The 19,094-nt window shown below is 42.2% G+C and carries 14 protein-coding genes and 4 pseudogenes; 8 read left to right on the top strand and 10 right to left on the bottom strand.

Features of this window, described 5'->3' with window-relative positions:
- Positions 1 to 5: 5 nt before the first annotated feature.
- The 3 genes from QWZ07_RS00460 to QWZ07_RS00450 form a co-directional block, all read right to left on the bottom strand.
- On the bottom strand, positions 6 to 2,756 hold the full coding sequence (locus QWZ07_RS00460; RefSeq protein WP_192854291.1) for a TcfC E-set like domain-containing protein: 2,751 nt from the start codon (positions 2,754 to 2,756) through the stop codon (positions 6 to 8).
- A complete protein-coding gene (locus QWZ07_RS00455; RefSeq protein ID WP_192854292.1) occupies positions 2,756 to 3,271 on the bottom strand; it encodes a hypothetical protein in 516 nt (171 codons plus the stop codon). The genes QWZ07_RS00460 and QWZ07_RS00455 overlap by 1 nt, the downstream gene beginning before the upstream one ends.
- A gap of 69 nt (positions 3,272 to 3,340) precedes the next feature.
- The gene (locus tag QWZ07_RS00450) at positions 3,341 to 3,856 is read right to left on the bottom strand and encodes a hypothetical protein (protein WP_192854293.1); all 516 of its coding nucleotides are present in this window, start codon (positions 3,854 to 3,856) and stop codon (positions 3,341 to 3,343) included.
- Between the two features lie 301 nt (positions 3,857 to 4,157).
- Between QWZ07_RS00450 and QWZ07_RS00445 the strand changes: the two genes are divergently transcribed.
- The 6 genes and pseudogenes from QWZ07_RS00445 (at position 4,158) to tnpC (ending at position 9,562) form a co-directional block, all read left to right on the top strand.
- The gene (locus QWZ07_RS00445) at positions 4,158 to 5,075 is read left to right on the top strand and encodes a helix-turn-helix transcriptional regulator (RefSeq protein WP_192854294.1); all 918 of its coding nucleotides are present in this window, start codon (positions 4,158 to 4,160) and stop codon (positions 5,073 to 5,075) included.
- Between the two features lie 680 nt (positions 5,076 to 5,755).
- Positions 5,756 to 5,968, top strand: a pseudogene (locus tag QWZ07_RS26450) (transposase domain-containing protein); the annotation flags it as partial.
- Positions 5,969 to 6,107: 139 nt separating this feature from the next.
- Complete coding sequence (locus QWZ07_RS00440) at positions 6,108 to 6,869, top strand: IS5 family transposase (RefSeq protein WP_192854765.1); 762 nt, start codon at positions 6,108 to 6,110, stop codon at positions 6,867 to 6,869.
- 347 nt (positions 6,870 to 7,216) lie between these two features.
- Positions 7,217 to 7,570 (top strand): IS66 family insertion sequence element accessory protein TnpA, encoded by a 354-nt coding sequence (gene tnpA, locus QWZ07_RS00435; RefSeq protein ID WP_261891224.1) that lies wholly within the window; start codon positions 7,217 to 7,219, stop codon positions 7,568 to 7,570.
- A complete protein-coding gene (gene tnpB, locus QWZ07_RS00430) occupies positions 7,567 to 7,923 on the top strand; it encodes an IS66 family insertion sequence element accessory protein TnpB (protein WP_192854740.1) in 357 nt (118 codons plus the stop codon). Before tnpA ends, tnpB begins: the two co-directional genes overlap by 4 nt.
- Before the next feature lie 55 nt (positions 7,924 to 7,978).
- Positions 7,979 to 9,562, top strand: a complete 1,584-nt coding sequence (tnpC, locus tag QWZ07_RS00425) for an IS66 family transposase (protein WP_192854739.1) — start codon at positions 7,979 to 7,981, stop codon at positions 9,560 to 9,562.
- 253 nt (positions 9,563 to 9,815) lie between these two features.
- Here tnpC and QWZ07_RS00420 read toward each other — a convergent pair whose 3' ends face one another.
- The 3 genes and pseudogenes from QWZ07_RS00420 to QWZ07_RS00410 all read right to left on the bottom strand — a co-directional run.
- Positions 9,816 to 11,561 (bottom strand): hypothetical protein, encoded by a 1,746-nt coding sequence (locus QWZ07_RS00420; protein ID WP_290253189.1) that lies wholly within the window; start codon positions 11,559 to 11,561, stop codon positions 9,816 to 9,818.
- A 44-nt stretch (positions 11,562 to 11,605) separates the two neighbouring features.
- Positions 11,606 to 11,824, bottom strand: a complete 219-nt coding sequence (locus tag QWZ07_RS00415; protein WP_290253187.1) for a hypothetical protein — start codon at positions 11,822 to 11,824, stop codon at positions 11,606 to 11,608.
- A gap of 161 nt (positions 11,825 to 11,985) precedes the next feature.
- Positions 11,986 to 12,750 (bottom strand): annotated as a pseudogene (locus QWZ07_RS00410) (IS5 family transposase); the annotation flags it as partial.
- A 61-nt stretch (positions 12,751 to 12,811) separates the two neighbouring features.
- Here QWZ07_RS00410 and QWZ07_RS00405 point away from each other — a divergent pair.
- Positions 12,812 to 13,962, top strand: a protein-coding gene (locus QWZ07_RS00405; RefSeq protein WP_192854759.1) for an IS3 family transposase whose coding sequence is annotated in 2 segments (ribosomal slippage) — positions 12,812 to 13,055 and positions 13,055 to 13,962 — 1,152 coding nt in all. Because the reading frame shifts where the segments join, the coding sequence is not laid out codon by codon here.
- Here the strand turns inward: QWZ07_RS00405 and QWZ07_RS00400 are convergent.
- The 3 genes and pseudogenes from QWZ07_RS00400 to QWZ07_RS00390 form a co-directional block, all read right to left on the bottom strand.
- Positions 13,946 to 14,152 (bottom strand): annotated as a pseudogene (locus QWZ07_RS00400) (transposase); the annotation flags it as partial. The gene QWZ07_RS00405 and the pseudogene QWZ07_RS00400 overlap by 17 nt on opposite strands.
- Before the next feature lie 324 nt (positions 14,153 to 14,476).
- Complete coding sequence (locus QWZ07_RS00395) at positions 14,477 to 15,511, bottom strand: IS110 family RNA-guided transposase (RefSeq protein WP_261891392.1); 1,035 nt, start codon at positions 15,509 to 15,511, stop codon at positions 14,477 to 14,479.
- A gap of 94 nt (positions 15,512 to 15,605) precedes the next feature.
- Positions 15,606 to 15,757, bottom strand: a pseudogene (locus QWZ07_RS00390) (IS4 family transposase); the annotation flags it as partial.
- A gap of 312 nt (positions 15,758 to 16,069) precedes the next feature.
- On the opposite strand from QWZ07_RS00390, the gene QWZ07_RS00385 reads away from it, so the two are divergent.
- Entirely contained in the window at positions 16,070 to 16,264 is a 195-nt protein-coding gene (locus tag QWZ07_RS00385) for a hypothetical protein (protein WP_192854693.1), read from the top strand.
- Positions 16,265 to 16,467: 203 nt separating this feature from the next.
- Here the strand turns inward: QWZ07_RS00385 and QWZ07_RS00380 are convergent, their stop codons facing one another.
- Positions 16,468 to 18,951 carry a dermonecrotic toxin domain-containing protein gene (locus QWZ07_RS00380; RefSeq protein WP_225998623.1) on the bottom strand — a complete coding sequence of 828 codons (2,484 nt, stop codon included), beginning with the start codon at positions 18,949 to 18,951 and terminating at the stop codon, positions 16,468 to 16,470.
- Positions 18,952 to 19,094 lie beyond the last annotated feature (143 nt).

Below are 19,094 nucleotides of genomic sequence, written 5' to 3'. Positions count from 1 at the left end.
TCTCCTTAATTAACTTGTGCAACAGGGTATGTAATGGCGTTGGTGCGATAAAGTCGCTTTGCCAGCAATTTTAACTGATCGATATCTCTTTTATGAAGCGCTATTGTTTCCGCCATGTTTATAGATTCATGAGCTATATAGATTGCCTTAAACGAACCGACTTCTTTCTGAATAACTCGATAACCGTGTGACTCGAGCTTTTTAAGTGCTTTATTCAGTTCAATCGAGCTTTCGTATGCACCTAAATACATCGCTTGCAGTCGTTCATCTGCATCAATCAAATCTATCCGCTTGTCTTGAGCTATTGGCAAACAATAGTTTTGACCAAAGTTCATCTGATTTGTTGAAGTAAACTCATAAGGCAGTAAGCATTGACTTTCTTTCGCTGACAATTCAAAGTTCATGCCTTCCAATACGGTTACTCGATAGACACCATCGGCCATTTCATTGACTTCGATACAACCTTCTCCATGACATTCCACTTCTGTAATCGATTGTTCTGAGATGTCATTAAAAGCACTGACGAACGAAACGATTCGACTGACTCTTGGCTCTATAGAAGCCACCGTTCCTGGGTGTGTGAACACGGTTACGTTGCTATCTCCAGAGTTATAAAGGTCAACGCTCTCTGAATCAAAATTCGCGCGATATTGACTATAATCTTCCAAAGGTACAATGGTTTCATCGTTATATACGATGAACTTACTGTTGTTTCGCCCTTCTTTTTTAAGAGAGAAGTAACCTTTTTCATCAAGCGTCTGCTCTGTGTTCTGCGACTGATGAATATCGACAAGCGTATAAGACGTTGCCGCTTTATCGGTAATATAAACGCCATCCGTCGTCACTATTTGAGTGCTAGACAAGCCCGCATTGATACCATTCGCGCCATTGGTTGACGTATGGGCGGAGGCATTCATTCGAGCGTATTTAGTTGTGCCGCTTGTCGCCAATAATGCATCTTGATACATATCATCTTGTTGTCGATTGTAGGTGTTGCTCACCTCAAGCGACGTATTAAAAGAGTCTGAGTCAATTAACTGATTTCGTCTTACTGTTGTTTTAAATTGATTAATGTCATCACTATCACTCGTCAGTCCCACGATGGTTTCTACTGTGTCTGACAACGGAACGCTCCATAACAAATTAATTGATGTGTCGTCCGTGGCCTCAGAGTAATCGACGTTAATATTAACTCGCGAATCTAAAACTGTAGCTGTGCTGTAACCAACGGAAATAAACTGCTGCTCCTGTTCATCCGAGTTACCTAAATTGTCTAGCTGCTTGTCGTTATTAAGCGAGTAAACCGCATACACAGATTGTCCACCAAGGAAGCTGTACGAAGAATTCAACGATAGACGTGAATAATCAGCATATCCGTACATATAAGACGCAACTGGATCTCCAAGCTCATTATCTAAAGATTCGTAAGAGAGACTTAAATAAGGGATACCAATATTAGCGTTCAAGTGAGATGCATCTTCGAATTGGCTGTAAACGGCTTCGGTACTCAAATCCCAATCAATCAGATTATATGCACCACCAACGGTGTACATGGTGCCACTGTCCGTTACCAATCCGCCCAAGCCTATTTGTAGCGAACGGGAGAGTTGGTAGTTAGCTAATGCCTTGCCATAAACATCGTCTTCAATATTTTGAATGCCAAGTTCCGTGTAGTCGTAATGGCTTCCTGAAAACATACCGGCAGTAACAACGAAATCCACTTCCCCTTGAGCCAGAGAGTCACTTTTGGTGTTATATACTTGATAAGTCTGGGTGTTGATAACTTGTCCACCACTTGTCACTTCAAGCACGACTTCATAGCGACCTGATGGCAACTTGTTGTAGGGGATTGAGTTTTGCCCTTCAGGTACGTTATCTTGAAAAATTAATCGACCATCGCGGGATACTTGTACTCCACCACTTGTTGGTGCATAAAAGCTCAAAACTTTATCGTTATTATGTCCGCCTACGAGTAACTTTTTAGAGGTACCTACCGTAATCGAGTTTTGAGCAACACGAGCAGTGTTATTCAAGAAGTCGGTAGAGTTAACCTCTGGCTCAAATTCAAAATGGCCCGCTTTCATTGAGTAAGAATCGATATCTAAGTGATACGCCGCTTCATACAATTCAGAACCGTTATCACTGTTGTTTGCATTGAAATCCGTTTTGAGGTGCCCGTAAGGCAGTCCAAGTGTCGTTTCATTATTTAAAGAAACGACCGAGTCTTGATCTTGATATTCACTCACGTACAGATCAAATGAATTGATTAACCCATTGTGTTGGCTCAGAGACGAGTGGTATACCAGTTCTTCATCGAGATTCGAGTATGACAATATCTGTGGAGATACAAAAACATAGACTTCTTGATCATTATAATTATGAACGATTTCAAACGTTTCTGGGTACAACTCACATTTATCGAGCTTACCTAAACACTCAGACTGATCTTGTATGCCAACCATTAATTGTTCTATGATTTTCTGCTGGTACTCAGCCGACACTGCATTATCATTTAAATAGTCAGATACCTGTGCGATCGCTTTTTTATTATTCGAGTCTAATTTTAACGTGTTAAACGACGTTAAAAATGGGACTGGTGAAGTAAGGGAACCATCTAAATTACGCATACGGACCGTTGATTTTTTCAATTCAAACAGTTCTTCAAAACCTTCTGGAATGTTTTGGCTATAACTTGAATAAGAATACAAAGGCAATAGCATTAAAATTGCCATTGTTGTGAGTTTGAACCTGAACATTATATATCTACCTCAATATTGAACTCTATCTCACCATTACATTCCTCCGGTTGGCCTGTTGTGGTGATATCTTTAAATGACTTAAATTTTAATACAATGTCATGCTCACTGTACTTATTATCGCCATCATTTAAATTGAAATTTGAAAAAGAGACGGAATCCCCCTCCGATATGCTTTGCCCATCAATCGTTAATTGAACGAAATCATCCTGAACATTGCTCACTCCAGAGTAGTCAATACAAGTCGACATATTTTTTGTTAACGTTGAAACATAAGGAATATCCGAAGACTCAAATGGAATATCTGTTTCAATTCTTAATGTGGTATTAACGTCATCAAACTTTGTTTTATCTTGATTTGACGCCAACTCCAGAAATGCTGGAATCAATTCAACAGAAGTAATTGAGTTTGTATAAAGATTGCCTACGTCTAGGCTCGTGGTAATGTTGAGCACTTTAAAAGCGGCGTTGGCATTCATACTCATGAAAGCCAATAGTATTAAGACTTTTTTCATATTAACTACCGTGCAGACAGATAAGGCTCGTAATTATTACGAGCCTTTAATTCGGGAATTGTCTACAAATCAAACAACGTCAGCCATAACCGTTAGCGACGCTTGTACAGTAGTATCAGCAACGTCGCTTGCATCTAGTTCAGCCGTTTGCTTTAGTGAAACTGAGATAGACTGTTTACTAGCGACAGAGTCTCCTTTCGCTACTTTACTACCATCCACGTAGGCTTCAAGAATTTGACCTGGTTGTACTATGTTGTCGTAGGTAGCGTTCATACTATGAACTGTCCAGGTAGCTGAAGCTAGCGCACCAATTATAGGTTCAGCTCCTGATGTAGCCGTATTACTATGAGCTTCTAGAACAACATTTGATGTCTGAAATGTACCATCAGCTTCTGCAACGATTTCACCTGTTAGTTCGAGTGTGCTAGAATCTTCACCAGTGATGATTAACGAATCTGATGCAATAGAACCTGGAACTAGACCAGTCCAAACAACTGTGGCTTTTGCAGGGTCTGCTGCGTTAGCGTTTGCCGCCATACCCATTAGAAGAACTGATGCTAGTGCGCTTTTTTTGAAATTTGACATTTTTACTTTCCTTTAAGGCTGTATATTTGATTAATAGTAACTTCCGTATCAAAGCGCAGTTTCCTTAACGCTCCTTGATAACCGGATGAAATGAATTATGCGGAACCACCGATAAAAAATATTGGGCATTAACAAATTTATAAATACAATTGTGCCAAGTTGATTCAACGCTCACATGCGAGTTTGTTTTATCCTATTTAGTTGACACAGCTCTCAATCATTTAATCCAACTCCCCTAGAGCGCTTGAACTACGAAATGAACTAAACAATACTAGAATTAAAAATAATCAGAGGAAAAAGAATGAGACTCACATTTTCCCAGTTTTTAGAATACGTAAGAGCAGATAAAAAATTGACACAACAGGAAATGGTCGACTTACTTAGTAGTTGTGAAACAGATTTTTCTAAGCTTGATCTCACGACCTTCAGTCGCTGGGAGAGAGGAGTAACAACACCCAAATTATCTAAGCAATTACTCATAGCGAGATTGATGGATGAAGACGTCTTAAAACTCATTGATCCAGAAGTTGAAGCCAAAATAAAGAATAAACGTCATTTTGAAAAAATGACCAACCGTATCCTTCACCCCTACTCAACAACTCCTAAAACGTTTTCTCATTACTATCACGGCCCATTAGCTAAACAACATAGTTTGTGTGAGCAGTTGGTTGGATTTCACCAAGACTATATGGGTATATGTGTCGACGCTGGGGATATACAACAAAGTAAAATGGTTTTGAATACATTTAGTGACTCTTCAAGTATGTTAATAGGACATTTACTTTACGGTTTTGTGCCGATCGAGCAGCAAGCTTCATCACTTAATCCAAACCAACTATCAACCTGCCCCTTTCTAGATCTAGAAAAAAGCATGGAACAACCTGTAGATCTGTATGTAATCTCTACGTTCGGTTCTTTGCCTACTCCTAGAATGGCTAGTATTATGTTTATGTTGGATATATTGTGCCAAAATACTCGCATCAAAAATCTAGTATTAAATTGTCATGATCAAGAAGCCTATGCGCTGTTCGAAACGAGTACAGACTGTGAACTTGTATCAAAAGGTAACGAAGTCCCTTTCGGAGGCGTTAAAGTTTTTGGGAAAAATTACAAATATGCGCAAATTAGAATCAAATCTGAAAGTATTCTCTCATTGAAAGTAATATCAAATATTCTTCCATTTATTCAGGATTACATTCAAAATTTATTAGGAGATTAGATACCCCGATGTATGCACGGGGTATTTACAGTGACAGCTCCATGCGGAGTTGGCCAGAATCCTTGTCGCCCTAATGTCTAATGTAATTAGCCATGACTTACTCGCTACTGACAAAGTAACCTGACGACAAAACAATGTTCTCTTTCCAGTAAACCTTACTTATCGAATCGAACGTTTTTCGCATGTGGTGCGAAGATTGGCTTTTAGTTTACCCATAACGTCTAAAATGCCGTATTTAGGTACATAGGCATCTACACATGTTGAACAGTCGACTTAGTTTAGGGCGCTGCTCTCAGGAGCAATAATCAAGTGAGTTAACTATTCTTTCAGTTGTACTGTGCATGAGTATTTCCATCACATCAAAGCCCATCGTGGGTCTAAATCAACTTCCACCTAATTACGTCACTAAGTCTTGCCATTGCACCTTCAACTAAGAGATATGAAGTATGCCAATAATATTTAACACCCAATAGCAGTATCATTTTTCTTTTATTAGCTCTGTTGTGAACAAAGATATGACATGTAATTGCGTTGAAAAAAGAATTGTTAGACTCCATAGAACTCTTATAGAAAAATTTGTTGGCATAAAAGAAAAATACAGATGCGAAAAGTGTTCTACTGTGTTTAAGGTCAAAGGCAAAAAGTAACTAAGACACATACAATATGGAGTATGGTGAGGTGCTGTGCTGCACAGTCTTAGCGAAACCGCTAAGGCTAACGACTGTCAGCCCTATGAGTCCCTCGAATACGTGCTACGAGAAATCCCGAAACTGAAGAGTGGGGTCCTTGTAACATGCCAAAAACGAAACAGTCCGTCACTCAAAATATGCCATTCAGTTAAAAGCTCCTTTCCTCAACAGGGGGCACATGAGCTTTTATTATCAGTTCTATAAGTCAAAGCTTCCTACAAACTTCGACAAGGTAACGGGAGCTTTGCTTACTAGGGCGTGTTGATCTTTCGTGAGTGTTTTTTGAACAGCATGGTAAAGAGTTATAATTTGCTTCGCCAAAAGTAAAACCATAACCAATACCATGCCAAGAACAATGCTAACTGATATTCGCTGGGAACTGCTACTCCAAGTTATGAAAAGTACGGGTCGTATTTACGATAAAACTGAACATCGAATGACATTTGAAGGAATACTTTATCGAATGAGAACAGGCATTCCTTGGCGGGATCTGCCCTCTGAGTTCGGAGAGTGGAGTACCGTTTACAGACGATTTAATCTTTGGTCAAAGAAAGGGGTTTTAGATAAACTTTTCAAAAGCTTATCTAGCATGGCAGATTTTGAATGGGTCTTTCTTGATGGCTCTATAGTTCGAGCGCATCAGCATAGTACAGGTGCAGCGACTGAAAGCTCAGAGCAAATAGGAAAAAGTCGCGGGGGCAACTCAACCAAAATTCACTTAGCCGTGGATAGTGGTGGCCTGCCGATTTGCTTTGATTTATCAGAAGGACAACGCCACGATATAGTGCATGCCGAAAGCTTAGTTGAGCAACTCGATGAAGTGAATACCATCGTTTGTGATAAAGGATATGACAGCGAACCTTTCCGCATTTTTGTTAAGGAACGTGGCGGAGAAACAGTAATTGCTAAACGCAATTACGGACAAGATATAGACAAAGACAGTATGGATTGGTGTCTATACAAGTATCGTCACTTGGTCGAAAATGCCTTTGGGAGAATTAAGCATTATCGAGCTATTTCAATTAGATATGACAAGCTAGAAAGGAATTATGCCAGCATGTTATCGCTGGCATTCATGTTAATGTGGTTACCGATGTATTGTTGAACGCGAAATGTACAGCAAAGATCAACACGCCCTAGCTAAACTGATTACTTTTTTTTGATGTTAAACTATGATGTTTTATTATTCTAAATTTTTCTGCTCATATTTTTAGGTCTACTCCTCTAATTTAGAAAACGTCAAAATCCTACATTACTGCACTAAAGATCGTAAAGCTTCACCTAATGTGGCAGCTGCGACATCGACTTTCCCTGCTAACTTAATTGCTTCGGCTTTAAATTCAGGTGCATGTTTGATTCGTGTTTTCTTAGGTAAGCGTCTTTAAATCGACTCATTCAATCCTTTTAATAAACGTCGTAACCTTTAACTTTTATCGTTAAAGGTACTCGAAAATGTCTCAGCATAGATCTCAGCAAGAATGGCTACGCCTTGTTCAGAAGTATTACAATAGTGAGCAGTCTGCCGCTCAGTTTTGTTTAGAGCACAATCTTCATCCAAAAACATTTGATAACAACCGTCGCAAACTACACCACTTAGTCAACCTGCCTAAAAAACGAGAAGATTCACTTTCTGAATTCGTTGTTGTTGAAAAAACAGCCATGCTAAACACCAAAACCGAGCAACTGCCTCCCTCTACGTTACCTACGGAATTACGCCTTGAAGCGGGGGCGTTCTCTCTTCATGTACCTCGTGATGTAGCACCTCAGTGGCTCGGTCTTCTATTGAAGGAGCTTGCTGTTGTATGAAAATGTTCCCTGATATCTCTGTTATCTATCTCCACAAGGCGCCCGTCGATTTTAGAAAGGGCATTAACGGCTTGAGCTTTATTGTTGAACAGAATATGAACCTTAATCCCTTCTCCGAAGCGCTATTCGTCTTCTGTAATCGCACGCGGGATAAGCTCAAAGTTCTCTACTGGCAGCGTAATGGCTTTTGCCTCTGGCAAAAGCGACTCGAAAAAGACAAGTTCGCTTGGCCAAGAAAAATGCCAGGGAAAACCCTCTCATTAACGGAAGAGCAGTGGTATTGGTTGCTTGATGGGCTCGATATTGAAAAAATGAAACCCCATCAAACATTGAATTACCAAAGTCTTAATTAAATTAAAAAATAATAGCGGATAAGGAACTTTCGCGGATCTCTGCGATCTTCCTTATATGCCATATAAAAATAATCCAGATGAGCTAGCGCTCTTACGTTCAAAAGTGACTGAGCTTGAATCTACGGTACTCACACTTCGCCAATCTCTAAACGAGAGCGAAATAACCATCCAATCTCTGGTTGAAAAACTCAACCTAGCGCGGCGTAAACGCTTTGGTAGCAGTAGTGAAACCCTGCCTCCTCAGGACTTAGAGTTCAATGAGGCGGAGACTCATGCCGATACGACAGGTGAAGAGGGAGCGCCCGATAATACGAATGATGACGCCTCGGAAGCGGAAAACACCTCATCCGAGACAAAACGTCGTGGTCGCCCAAAGCTTCCCGAAGACCTGCCACGAGAGCGAGTCGTGGTGGACATACCAGAATCAGAAAAAACCTGCTCGTGTTGTCAGTCGATACTCTGCAGGATGGGGCAAAGCACCAGTGAAAAACTGGTGTATATCCCGGCGAAGTTGTACGTTGAAGTCACTGAAAGACCCAAATACGTCTGTCGTCAATGTGATGCGTTAGGAGAGAAGAGCGTTGTTGCAATGGCTCCACCGCCAGCATCGATTATCCCGAAAAGCATCGCGACGCCCTCTTTGCTTGCGCAAATTATCACGAACAAATACCACTATGCCCTGCCTCTCTATCGTCAAGAATCGCTGTTCAGACAATATGGGCTAGCGCTCAGCAGAAAAACGATGAGTCAATGGATACTGCGTTGCGCTGATAAGGTAGAGCCGTTAATCGTCTTACTGAAAGAAACCCTCCTTGCACAAGATGTTCTGTTCGCGGACGAGACCACGTTGACCGTGCTCGATGACGAAAGAAAGAAAAGTTACATCTGGTTGTATGGGTGTGGTCCAGACCGGGGCGGTAATGCGCAATCTCCCGGTATCGTCTTGTTCGACAACCAGGAAGGGAGTCGGGGGCACCACTGCCCTGAATCGTACCTGTCAAACTACACTGGATACCTTCATGTTGATGGGTATAAAGCGTATGAAAAGACAGACGCGAAGTTGGTGGGTTGCTGGGCTCATGCAAGACGTAAGTTCATAGAGTCAGAGCAGAGCCAACCAAAAGGAAAGCAAGGAAAAGGGGGTAAAATCCAGTGGGCAGTCAGTTGGTTCCAAAAGCTCTATCGTGTTGAACAAGCCCTCAAAGATAAGACGAGGGAAGAGCGATATTTTATCCGCCAATCAAAGACTCAGTCTCTGCTCAATGAGTTCAAGGCGTGGTTAGATAAATCGGTCACTCAGGTGCCCCCTAAAAGTAAATTGGGTGAGGCGATTAGCTACAGTCTCAATCAATGGTCGAAGCTAGTAAGAGTTATCGATGATGGCGGGTTAAGCATGGATAATAACCGAGCGGAACGTTCAGTACGTCCGTTCACGGTAGGACGGAACAACTGGTTGTTCTCAAAGACTCATAATGGAGCCCGCGCCAGTGCAGTGTTGTACAGTCTTATCGAAACCGCGAAGGCTAACGGCTGTGAGCCGTATGAGTACCTCGAATACGTGCTACGAGAAATCCCGAAACTGAAGAGTGAGGATGACCATGGTCATCTTCTACCTTGGAACATGCCAAAGACGGAATAGTCCGCCCCTACAAAATACCGCTCAGAATGACAGATACCGCCTTAGTTGGCGGTATCTGCGTAGATATTAGAAAGTCAATGAGTCGGTTCGTAGACGCTTACTTTCTTAGTTGTCATTGTTTAGCTCGTTAATGGTTATACTTAGAGAGCATACAACATGGGTAGAGCTACAAGTAAAGCCCAACTGAGTGATAACCACCTACTGAAGTAGGTGGTTTGGGGCTGAAAATAAAAAGTAGTGTATCTTCGCAACCTTAATAGTAACGCGTACCAGGAAAACCTTGATGCAAACCTGTACGAATTACTTCATAACTATTTTTACCGAAGTGTGGGAAAGGCGAAAAAACAGTTCTGGGTATATTTACTGAAGGCCATTGAGCTAAGTAGCCTCTAGGAGCTGCAATAAAGCCTATATCTATACCCACTTTTTTTAGTTCAGTTTCAAGCTTAGAAAGATAGAACCCTCCTCCTACATTGCAAGATTGAACCTTAAGAACACCTAGTTGACGCAACCCTAGAGCATAAAGCTTGCGTGCGAGATCTACAGGTGTTATTGGCGCGTATGATCCATTCTGATTTGCACATATCGGACCATAAGGGTTACCATGAGCGACTATGTCCAAACGGTGATCAAATGTTAAAGATGAAAGCTGATTTGGCGCGGTTCCCGGAAACAATTCCTGTAGTGATTCCGATACCAATTCGTTACTACTTGAAAGGTTTTGCGTCGGAATACTATAACGATTTATCGAACTCTCACCAAAATGACGAAACAAAGACTCCGGCTGCCCCTTTCCTAATAGTAGGATATGTCTATAGCTCCCATCTGATGTCCAGTTTTTCAATGCATTATTTACTTCAGCTATAGCCCAACCTGACGTATTTCTGACAACTTTATGAGCACCTAACGAACCAACACCTTCGTACAAAGCATAATCGGTGCTCGAAGGAAAACGTCGAACTCTATGCCAACTTCCTATGATATTGGCTATATAATCTACCCCCTCTATCGCGCCCTCTCCGACATAATGATGAAGCTCAGATTCAACCTGCTTACCAACTACAGCTTCGAAATCACTTACAAAACTTGTTGCTAATGCCGATGAGTGTGAAACTGGTGCTAAAGCAGTCGCTTCTGAAGATGTGAGCTCGAGCGCCTCATTGACATATGCCGCATCCACAGTCTCTTCTCCTGCAAACATTGCCCTCGAAAAAATGGCGCCTTGGGCCGCCTCCCCTACAGCTAGCTCCCCTACAATTTCAGGAACAAAAATACCTAAAGCTTCAGGCGCAACCAAAGCGACCAACGTGATAGCAACCAACTTGGTTTTATCAAAATTCCAACGGCTATGGTGTGGCAGCCTTTCAGACTGGTGAGCACGGTTAACAATTGCTTCTCCGACTATCGAAAAACCAAACTTGTTATTCGGTAAGTCGCTCAATTGCGCGTGCCAACTTTGTAATGAATTACGTTTAAACTGACTAAATGATGCCCACTGTTGTATTAACATCTTTTGGGCTAATGCGCCCACTCTCGCATAAGGGTGAAAACCATTTTGCATAATAGAATAGTCATCGTATTGTGGCTTCCAAATAGATGCAGCGTCCTTTAGCTCAGCTAAAAGCGCAGCTTCTAACCGATCCTTGAACCCTCTCCCCCTAGAAAAGCCAGAAATAAAAAATTGGCGTAAAGCGTCTGAGCGTCGATTTCCGGTTTTATTCGCAAGCCTTCTAATAACCTCCATATGACTATAATTTTCCAACATCGTATTTAACGCTATGGAGTAGACTGCTAAATCCAAAGGGTCTTCTGCATAGTATCGGTGTAAATACAACTCTTCTTCTTCAGAAGGAGGAGAAGCGAACTCAAGTTCCACCTTCAGGCGATCTAAGAAGATAGTCCGCATATGATCAACATGAAGAAGCTCGTGAAAAGACAAATTAGGAGCCTGTGAAGCAACAAATATTATTGCAGCTTCATTTATAACTGATTGATTCAAGGAGGTAAGATTTTCACTTAGAAAATCAAAGTTATTGCGAGCTTTTAGATTAAAAAAAATTCTTCTGGTAAGTAAGCCACTCCAAACTTTTGCTTTGTCACATTCAAGGCATCGATAGCACTAAGTGCTTGAGTTTGCAGCTCCCAGTCCACCCAATGGTCTATATTTTCACGCCATATTTTATGGTGTTCGTAATGATTATAAGTTGAGGCTTCCGCAAAGAAGCTTACTATGAGTAGTGTCAAGCACAATATTCTTTTCATAATATATTTCCTTTTGTTCAGAACACCAGATTAAACACTGTTGCATATAAAGCTCAATTGGCAAATAAAAAACATAGATAACAATAATGCTAATTGAGTAGTATATTGGCTTTGTTGCTTAATTCTGAGACAATGTATGTCTGCCCCATTGTGCTTGATTCCTAAACGATATACTGAGTTTCAGGCATACCTAGCCCCGTAAGCTTATTCAATGCTTTGATCATTGCGTAAGTCTCACCAACCTGAGCGTTGTAGTTCCTCAAGCTTAACTTTCCGCCTAACAACTGTTTCACTCGATACATTGCTGTCTCTGATAGTGAGCGCTTATGATAGCCATACCGCTTTTTCCACTTCTTGTTGGAGCCGTAGAGCTTCTGGCAACCTACCGCTAAGTTACGAGGATGCCCTTGCTCCCAGAAGGCTGCCCCTTCTCTTGGATGGATGAGCGGAACAGCTCGCTTGATCAGTATGGCATCATGGCAATTCCTTGTGTCATAAGCGCCATCACCTGATATCTCAATGATTTTCCGACGTGTTTGCTTGAGTAAGTTGGGGAGCACTTCGGCATCGGTTACGTTAGATAAGCTCAGCTCTGCTGCGATTATTTCGTGGGTGCTTGTATCTACTGCGATGTGCAGCTTACGCCAGACTCTGCGCTTCCCATCAGTTCAATGCTTCTTGACCTTCCATTCCCCTTCGCCATAAACCTTGAGACCTGTGGCATCAATGGCTAGGTGTTGTATCGCACCTCTGGTTTTAGTTTTAAATGAAACCTCAACTTCCTTAGATCGACGGCTTATACATGTGTAGTGTGGGCAAACCAGCGGGATGTTAGCCAGCTTAAATACGGAGTCTAGAAAACCTTGCAGCGCTCTCAATGGCATAGAGAAAACGCGTTTCACCATCAGTGCGGTAGTAATGGCCATGATCCGCACCAGCAGTTTTGGACACTGAGTTAAGTGAGTACAATCACTAATGAGGTGAACCATGACAATTAAGAAGAAACGTATTATCCATTCTCCTGAATTTAAAGCAGAAACCCTGAAGCTGGCAGAGAAAGTGGGAGTCGCTGCAGCCGCAAGACAGCTCTCGTTACATGAATCTCAGATCTACGGTTGGCGAAAAGCCACAAAGAAGAATTCGAGTATTAGCCAACGAGAACAAGAATTGGCCGTTGAAGTCGCTAAGCTAAAGAGGCAGTTGGCAGAGCAAGCAGAAGAGCTAGAAATCGTAAAAAAGGCCGCCACCTACTTCGCGAAAAATCTAAAGTAAATTGCTATGAATTTATGCTCGAACACCTGCTGAGTTTCAGTATTTCCCGTATGGCTAAGGTGTTCAGAGTTTCTCGAAGTGGGTTTTATTATTGGGTTGAGAATCGCCACAAGGCGATTCAACGTGAGACAGAGCGCCAAAAGCTTGATACCAAAGTAAAAGAAGCTTTTGACGTTAGCAAAGAGCGAGATGGCTCAAGACGTATTCAGAAAGAGCTGGCAGAGAGCGGTGATAACCATAATGTTAAGACCATTGCCGCCAGTATGAAACGTCAGGATTTAGTAGCGAAAGCAGCACGCAAGTTTAAGTGTACAACAGACAGTAAGCATAAAATGCCCGTTGCTCCGAACTTGCTCGCTCAAGATTTTAACGCAACGGCTCCGAATCAAAAATGGGCAGGAGACATCACCTATGTTGCCACAAGCGAAGGCTGGCTGTACTTAGCTGTCATTATTGACCTTTATTCAAGGCAAGTTATTGGTTGGTCTATGGATACGAGAATGACGGCCTCACTGGTCTGTGATGCCTTATCAATGGCTTTATTCCGTCGAGGGTTTCCTGAGCAGGTTATAACTCATAGCGATCGAGGTAGTCAGTACTGTTCGAAAGACTATCGAGACCTCATAAGTACTTATAATTTAAAACAAAGTATGAGTAGAAAAGGGAACTGTTGGGACAACGCATGTGTTGAGAGCTTCTTCCACTCAATGAAAGTTGAAGCAATCCAATATGAGCCGATCATGACGAGAGAGCAGATGCGCCAAACGATCTTCGAGTACATAGAAGTTGATTATAATCGAACGAGAAGGCACAGTGCACTTGGGTATCTAAGCCCAATGAACTTTGAAAAGCAAAATGTCGCTTAGCTAAGTGTCCAGTCTGACTGGAGCAGATCACCAAGTCGCTGAATCGGCGAAGTCTACCACGCTTGCCTTGTTTGTTTTGCTTCCACTCGGCTATCGCTTTCTCATCAATCCAAAAAGTCAGAGAGCCACGGTTAATGAGTGATTGGTTGTATTGCTTCCAGTTGGTTGTTTTGTAGAGAGGTTTAGGCATAGGGCTACGAGAGAGAGTGGACGTAGCTGATCAGATCGTAGGTTCTTGCTTTAGTTCCATTGAATTACGCAACATATATGGACGCACCTCAGGATGCAATGGCTAATTGAAGGGTACGGTCGCTAACATATATCCGACGTCTTTTTAGATCGATAATAGACCTGCGCCATGATGTAATCCGCCCCTTACTGTCTTTTCAAAGCCACGGTTTCAATAACCCTGTTGCGTCTCAGAGTGTAGTAAGGATGGTTCACCGTTTATTCATCAGCTATTGCAAACTCAGTTGCTTCTTAAGGGAATTCCCCTTGAACTTACTATTTTTAATCAAACAGGCTTAAAGGCCTGATTAATATCGTATTCACTATTTTTCGCCAAGATGTGCCTTGCTACCCGCCCTAGTTTGTTTGCAAGAGCGACAATCGCTTTTGCTTTGCCTCGGCGTGCAATGAGTCCTCTTAACCATGCTCCCATAGCATCCGATTTTTTAGCTCCGCACCGAACCACTGCGCGAGCACCGTGAATAAGTAATGTTCTTAATTCACGATTGCCATTTTTCGATAGAGAGCCAAGAGTACTTTTTCCGCCTGTACTATTTTGTTTAGGAACCAGCCCACACCATGCAGAGAACTGACGACCATTTTGGAATTGGTTTCCAGCTCCTACTTCACTAATCAGTGCTGCTGTCAAAATCGGTCCAAAACCAAGAATATTCCGAATAGCCTCATACCTTGGATTTTGCTGACTCAATATGGTGACACTTTGAGTCATATCATCTATCTCTTCGCTCAGGCTGATAAAGTCATAGTATAAAGTTTGCAGTAAGTTCCTAATTACTGGAGAAAGCTCATTCTCTGCATCTTCAAGAGCTAGCGGTAAATGACACCGTAAAGCTTTAATGGAAATAGGAAATACAACACCGTACTCAGCAGCCAATCCCCTGATCTGGTTCGCCAAGGCAGTTCTGTTCTCCACCAAACGTTTACGGACACTGCGTATCGCTTTGAGGTCTTGTTGCTCAACAGATTTAACAGGAACGAAATAAATGTCAGGTCTAGAAAAGGCTTCGCAAATAGCTCTTGCATCATTGGCGTCGTTCTTTTGCCGCCCAACAAATGGTTTTACGTGCTGAGCTGGAATAAGCGCTACTTTATATCCCAGCTCTTGAAATATTCTGCCCCAATGATGAGAAGTTGCACATGATTCCATTGCAAGAGCAGTTTGCTCTGGTAGTTGGCGGATAGTATCAAGAAGCCTATCTCGCTTTATCTTTCTGTTTGACAAAATTTGTCCATCAGTACTCAACACACATACTTGGAAGAGATTTTTTGCTATATCGATACCGACAACTTTAATAGAGATACTTGTTACTCCTGTTCTCACTGGTTGTACTATTAGTTTGGTACAACGACGCTAGAAGGGAGGTGCGTCCATCACATCAAAGCCAGTTTACGCTTGCAAGCATTAACCAATAAGTATTTTCCGCACTTTCTTGCCACGACAACCAAAGGTCTGCCGAGAAATAACAACGATCAAATAAGGTCATGAACGTGCGGGGATATCATTGAATAGACGCTTAGTTAAGGTCGTTTCACCGATATGACAACCGAGGTCTGAACGACAGGGGGGAAGTAAGAAACTCAAAATAACAAATACCGCCTTATCTGCCAGTATTTTTGTTGATACTAGAAAGTCAATGAGTCGCTTCAAAAGCGACTGCTTGCAAGCTAATCACCAGGCAGGCAAAAATGCAAATATAAAAAGATGCCAATAGCCAAAGCGCTGACAATATGAAATCATGTTTATATAATGAAATTAAGAGCTATTAAGCTCCTCTCATTATACTCATAAACGTTACATTCAAATAGGTTAAGATTTCAAAACGTCTTGGCTTTTAATCAAATTCATAAGGTGACCAATATGAAAAAACTTAACACTTTAAGCTTAGTTGCATTATTCATTTCTGTGTCGGCTGGGGCTAAGCAACTCCCAGAAAATGACATCAACTCTAATACTTTAGTTACACCACTACTTTTAAATAGCAGTGGTGTACATAATTATGACGATGATTTTACTTATTACCAATGTTACTTAAACCCTGTGAGTTGCTTCTGATACATACAAAGGAACCCTAAAGCTCAATATGGAACCAACAAGAGCAAGGAGCTCAAAAACTTGGCAGGAACGCTATTTTTAGTAAGCCAGTAACGTAAGTTACTGGCTTTTTATGTGCATCTTATTTGGCATCCATTACATCAAAGCCTATAACAATCTCTATAAATTTATCTTTTGCCTAAAAACGCAGAGAGAAGTCCGAGTTAATGATATGTAGGCAGTGTGGCTTCAGTCTCATGCCAAAATAAATCGGCTCTGTTTATGTATCGTTCGCTAAAAGACATCTCAGGACTGAGTGGGTACTTCAACGTGGCTTTTATCTTCTCGAAAGCCCTTTCTGCCACTTCTAATGAAGCCTGTGAATGAGGATTAATCATCAGTTCCGCCGTTCTAAGTTCTTCGCTCTCTATTAATGTTGAGTACGATGTTTCAGCACCTGAGAAAGGTCCTAGTGCGAACATAATGTCTTCTGGCGGAATATTTAAGGTCGCAATCTCACTGAGGGACTTCCCTCTCAACAACGTATCCACCGACTTCCCACCATGATTCAACTCTATCGCATACACATAGCCACGTTGATTATGTAATGCGTAGTTGACCGCAATACGTTGATCGGTTGTGGTTGAAATCACGCCGCGGATCCCACGAGTGTGGTGAGCATGACTAATATACTCAATCGGCTCTACTTTACGATTGAAACCAGAATGAAATAACTCATCCGGTAGACGGTTATCGCCTCGAAAGACTAATGAGCCTCTCACCTCGGGATCGTAATTGCGATAAAATGGAAGGGAGTGAATTTCCTGCTGTGCTCTAGCACTCACTTCATGAAGCTTATCGACGTCGGTTAGGTAAGCATAGGGGTCGACCTTCTGCTCTAGCTCGAAAAAATCTTTCAATGCTTCGTCTTCTCTTCCTCCCCCCATATCAGCGTAGCCAGACCCACCCATGCCAGGGCGTTCTGGCAAATCTTCCGGTAAGAATAGTTCAGGTAACGTACTTCTCTCGCTTTCAGAACTCACATCATTGTTGACGACATCACCTCCCCCTCTGAGTCCAGCATTCTCTAGCCATTGTACTTCTCCAGTATCAGGGTTAACGGTTCTGACAATACGCGTCTCCGTTATTAATCGCCCACTAGAAGGATCGACTTCGCGATAGTAAGCAAACCCATCTGAACGAAGTAAAGTACTTCGACCACTATTGGTTAACTTGACACCTAAGAGCTCTTCGCTTGTTTGAGGGTGCACGATTAAACGAGGCATCGAGGTGAATCCTTCCATCTCTTCGATGGGAAAACCAGAGTTGGCCACCATAACATTAGGGAGAGACTCCGTCGCAATTTCAGTCGCTTCTGCTAATGCACGACCATATTGTGCAAGGGCGGGCAAAAGCGGCGTCGCTCCAATGATAGCGGCGTTGATCGAGCTCATCTTTGTGCCTTCTAAACGTTCTTGCAATGTGTCACCGTGTAACGCTTTGTCAAGACTCAACCCAAACAGGTTTGCACTCAAACCAATGTTCAATGGAATACCCATCTCAGGAGCAATAACATCAACCACCGGCAATAGGGTCATGACGCTATAAGCCACAGAAAGTAGGTAATCGCGTTGTGCCTCAAGATCGGATTTGATCATGGTATCTCCGTCACTGACTAAACGCGCTTTCATCTGTTCCGTCATTCGAGCAAACACATTCCCGTCGATACGATGACGCTTCATCATCATATAGCCCTCCGACCAATTATCAGTGGCAAATGCTTTTAAGGCCGTATCCACACCGGAATACGTTGCGCCATCTTGCCTTAAATAAAGGCTGAAATGTGACTGTAAATGTTTTCGGTTTGAGGGACTTCTTAAACTCTTGAATAAGTGTTTTTTGAGCTGACGTTCACTGCGGTATGCCCAAAATGGTTGTTGAGCGCCTGGAGTATAGAGCAAGCCCCCTTGGCCGTCTTTAGACTCAATCAATAAGATATCAGTCGAGTCATAACCGTAGACATCAAAACGATACACACTGACCTCTCTTCTTTGAGAAGAAGAGAGTATGGCGATGGCGAGTTGATACTGAGCTTGGTTGAGCAAACCATGATGGTACTGCTGATAGGCTGAAAAGGCGTAACTGTCTCTCACTAGTTGGGTGTAGCGTGTTGTATTCTCCGACCAAAACGTTGTTAACGCCTCACTATAAACGCCTTGAATATCTAACTCGTTGTAAGCGATATTCCACAGGGTCGATGAAAGTAAGCGGACTTCATTTTTTTCATCGAACGCTTCACCAGTCGCGCCTTGTGTATAGATCCCAGTATCAACATTGATGGTGCCAGGATACGAGTCTCGATAACGACTGAAGGCATTAAGCATAACCGCTTGAGTGAGTGTATAAGATTCGCTTGGGTGCTCGTAATGAGCCCAACCATTATAAGTTCGATGACTGCTCTGGGCCCCGTCAAAGTGGTGATAAAAAACTGCATCAGGATCAATATCATGGTACCCGTGTTGAGTTAATACTTCTTTTATCTTATCTGACGCCACTCGTATAGGGTCTGGCAAGGAAAGAATCATGTGCGCGTAATCTTTCGCAAAATCAAGCCGCCACGCTTTATCAAAGGGAGGGAGGGACTCAAACGGTAAAGAGGTGTTAACACTGACGTTATCCTTAGCAAGAGCGGGATTGTTTGACGTCATGAAAGCTATGCTCATAGCAAGGACAAGCATTATTTTTTTATACATAAATTGCCTTTATGGTGAAGATATTTTTCTAGAGTGAGAACAGGCGCTGTCGGGTTATTATCCGACATATCAAAAGCATTACACTCTATTTTTTACGA

It is taken from the genome of Vibrio lentus (assembly GCF_030409755.1).
Taxonomy (GTDB): Bacteria; Pseudomonadota; Gammaproteobacteria; order Enterobacterales; family Vibrionaceae; genus Vibrio; species Vibrio lentus.
This window is presented reverse-complemented; position numbering and strand designations above follow the sequence as displayed.

Excerpts from the sequence above, each read along its gene's own strand:
- QWZ07_RS00460 (WP_192854291.1), bottom strand. The coding sequence starts at position 2,756 with ATGTTCAGGTTCAAACTCACAACAATGGCAATTTTAATGCTATTGCCT.
- QWZ07_RS00455 (WP_192854292.1), bottom strand. The coding sequence starts at position 3,271 with ATGAAAAAAGTCTTAATACTATTGGCTTTCATGAGTATGAATGCCAAC.
- QWZ07_RS00450 (WP_192854293.1), bottom strand. The coding sequence starts at position 3,856 with ATGTCAAATTTCAAAAAAAGCGCACTAGCATCAGTTCTTCTAATGGGT.
- QWZ07_RS00445 (WP_192854294.1), top strand. The coding sequence starts at position 4,158 with ATGAGACTCACATTTTCCCAGTTTTTAGAATACGTAAGAGCAGATAAA.
- QWZ07_RS00440 (WP_192854765.1), top strand. The coding sequence starts at position 6,108 with ATGCCAAGAACAATGCTAACTGATATTCGCTGGGAACTGCTACTCCAA.
- tnpA (WP_261891224.1), top strand. The coding sequence starts at position 7,217 with ATGTCTCAGCATAGATCTCAGCAAGAATGGCTACGCCTTGTTCAGAAG.
- tnpB (WP_192854740.1), top strand. The coding sequence starts at position 7,567 with ATGAAAATGTTCCCTGATATCTCTGTTATCTATCTCCACAAGGCGCCC.
- tnpC (WP_192854739.1), top strand. The coding sequence starts at position 7,979 with ATGCCATATAAAAATAATCCAGATGAGCTAGCGCTCTTACGTTCAAAA.
- QWZ07_RS00415 (WP_290253187.1), bottom strand. The coding sequence starts at position 11,824 with ATGAAAAGAATATTGTGCTTGACACTACTCATAGTAAGCTTCTTTGCG.
- QWZ07_RS00385 (WP_192854693.1), top strand. The coding sequence starts at position 16,070 with ATGAAAAAACTTAACACTTTAAGCTTAGTTGCATTATTCATTTCTGTG.
- QWZ07_RS00380 (WP_225998623.1), bottom strand. The coding sequence starts at position 18,951 with ATGACGTCAAACAATCCCGCTCTTGCTAAGGATAACGTCAGTGTTAAC.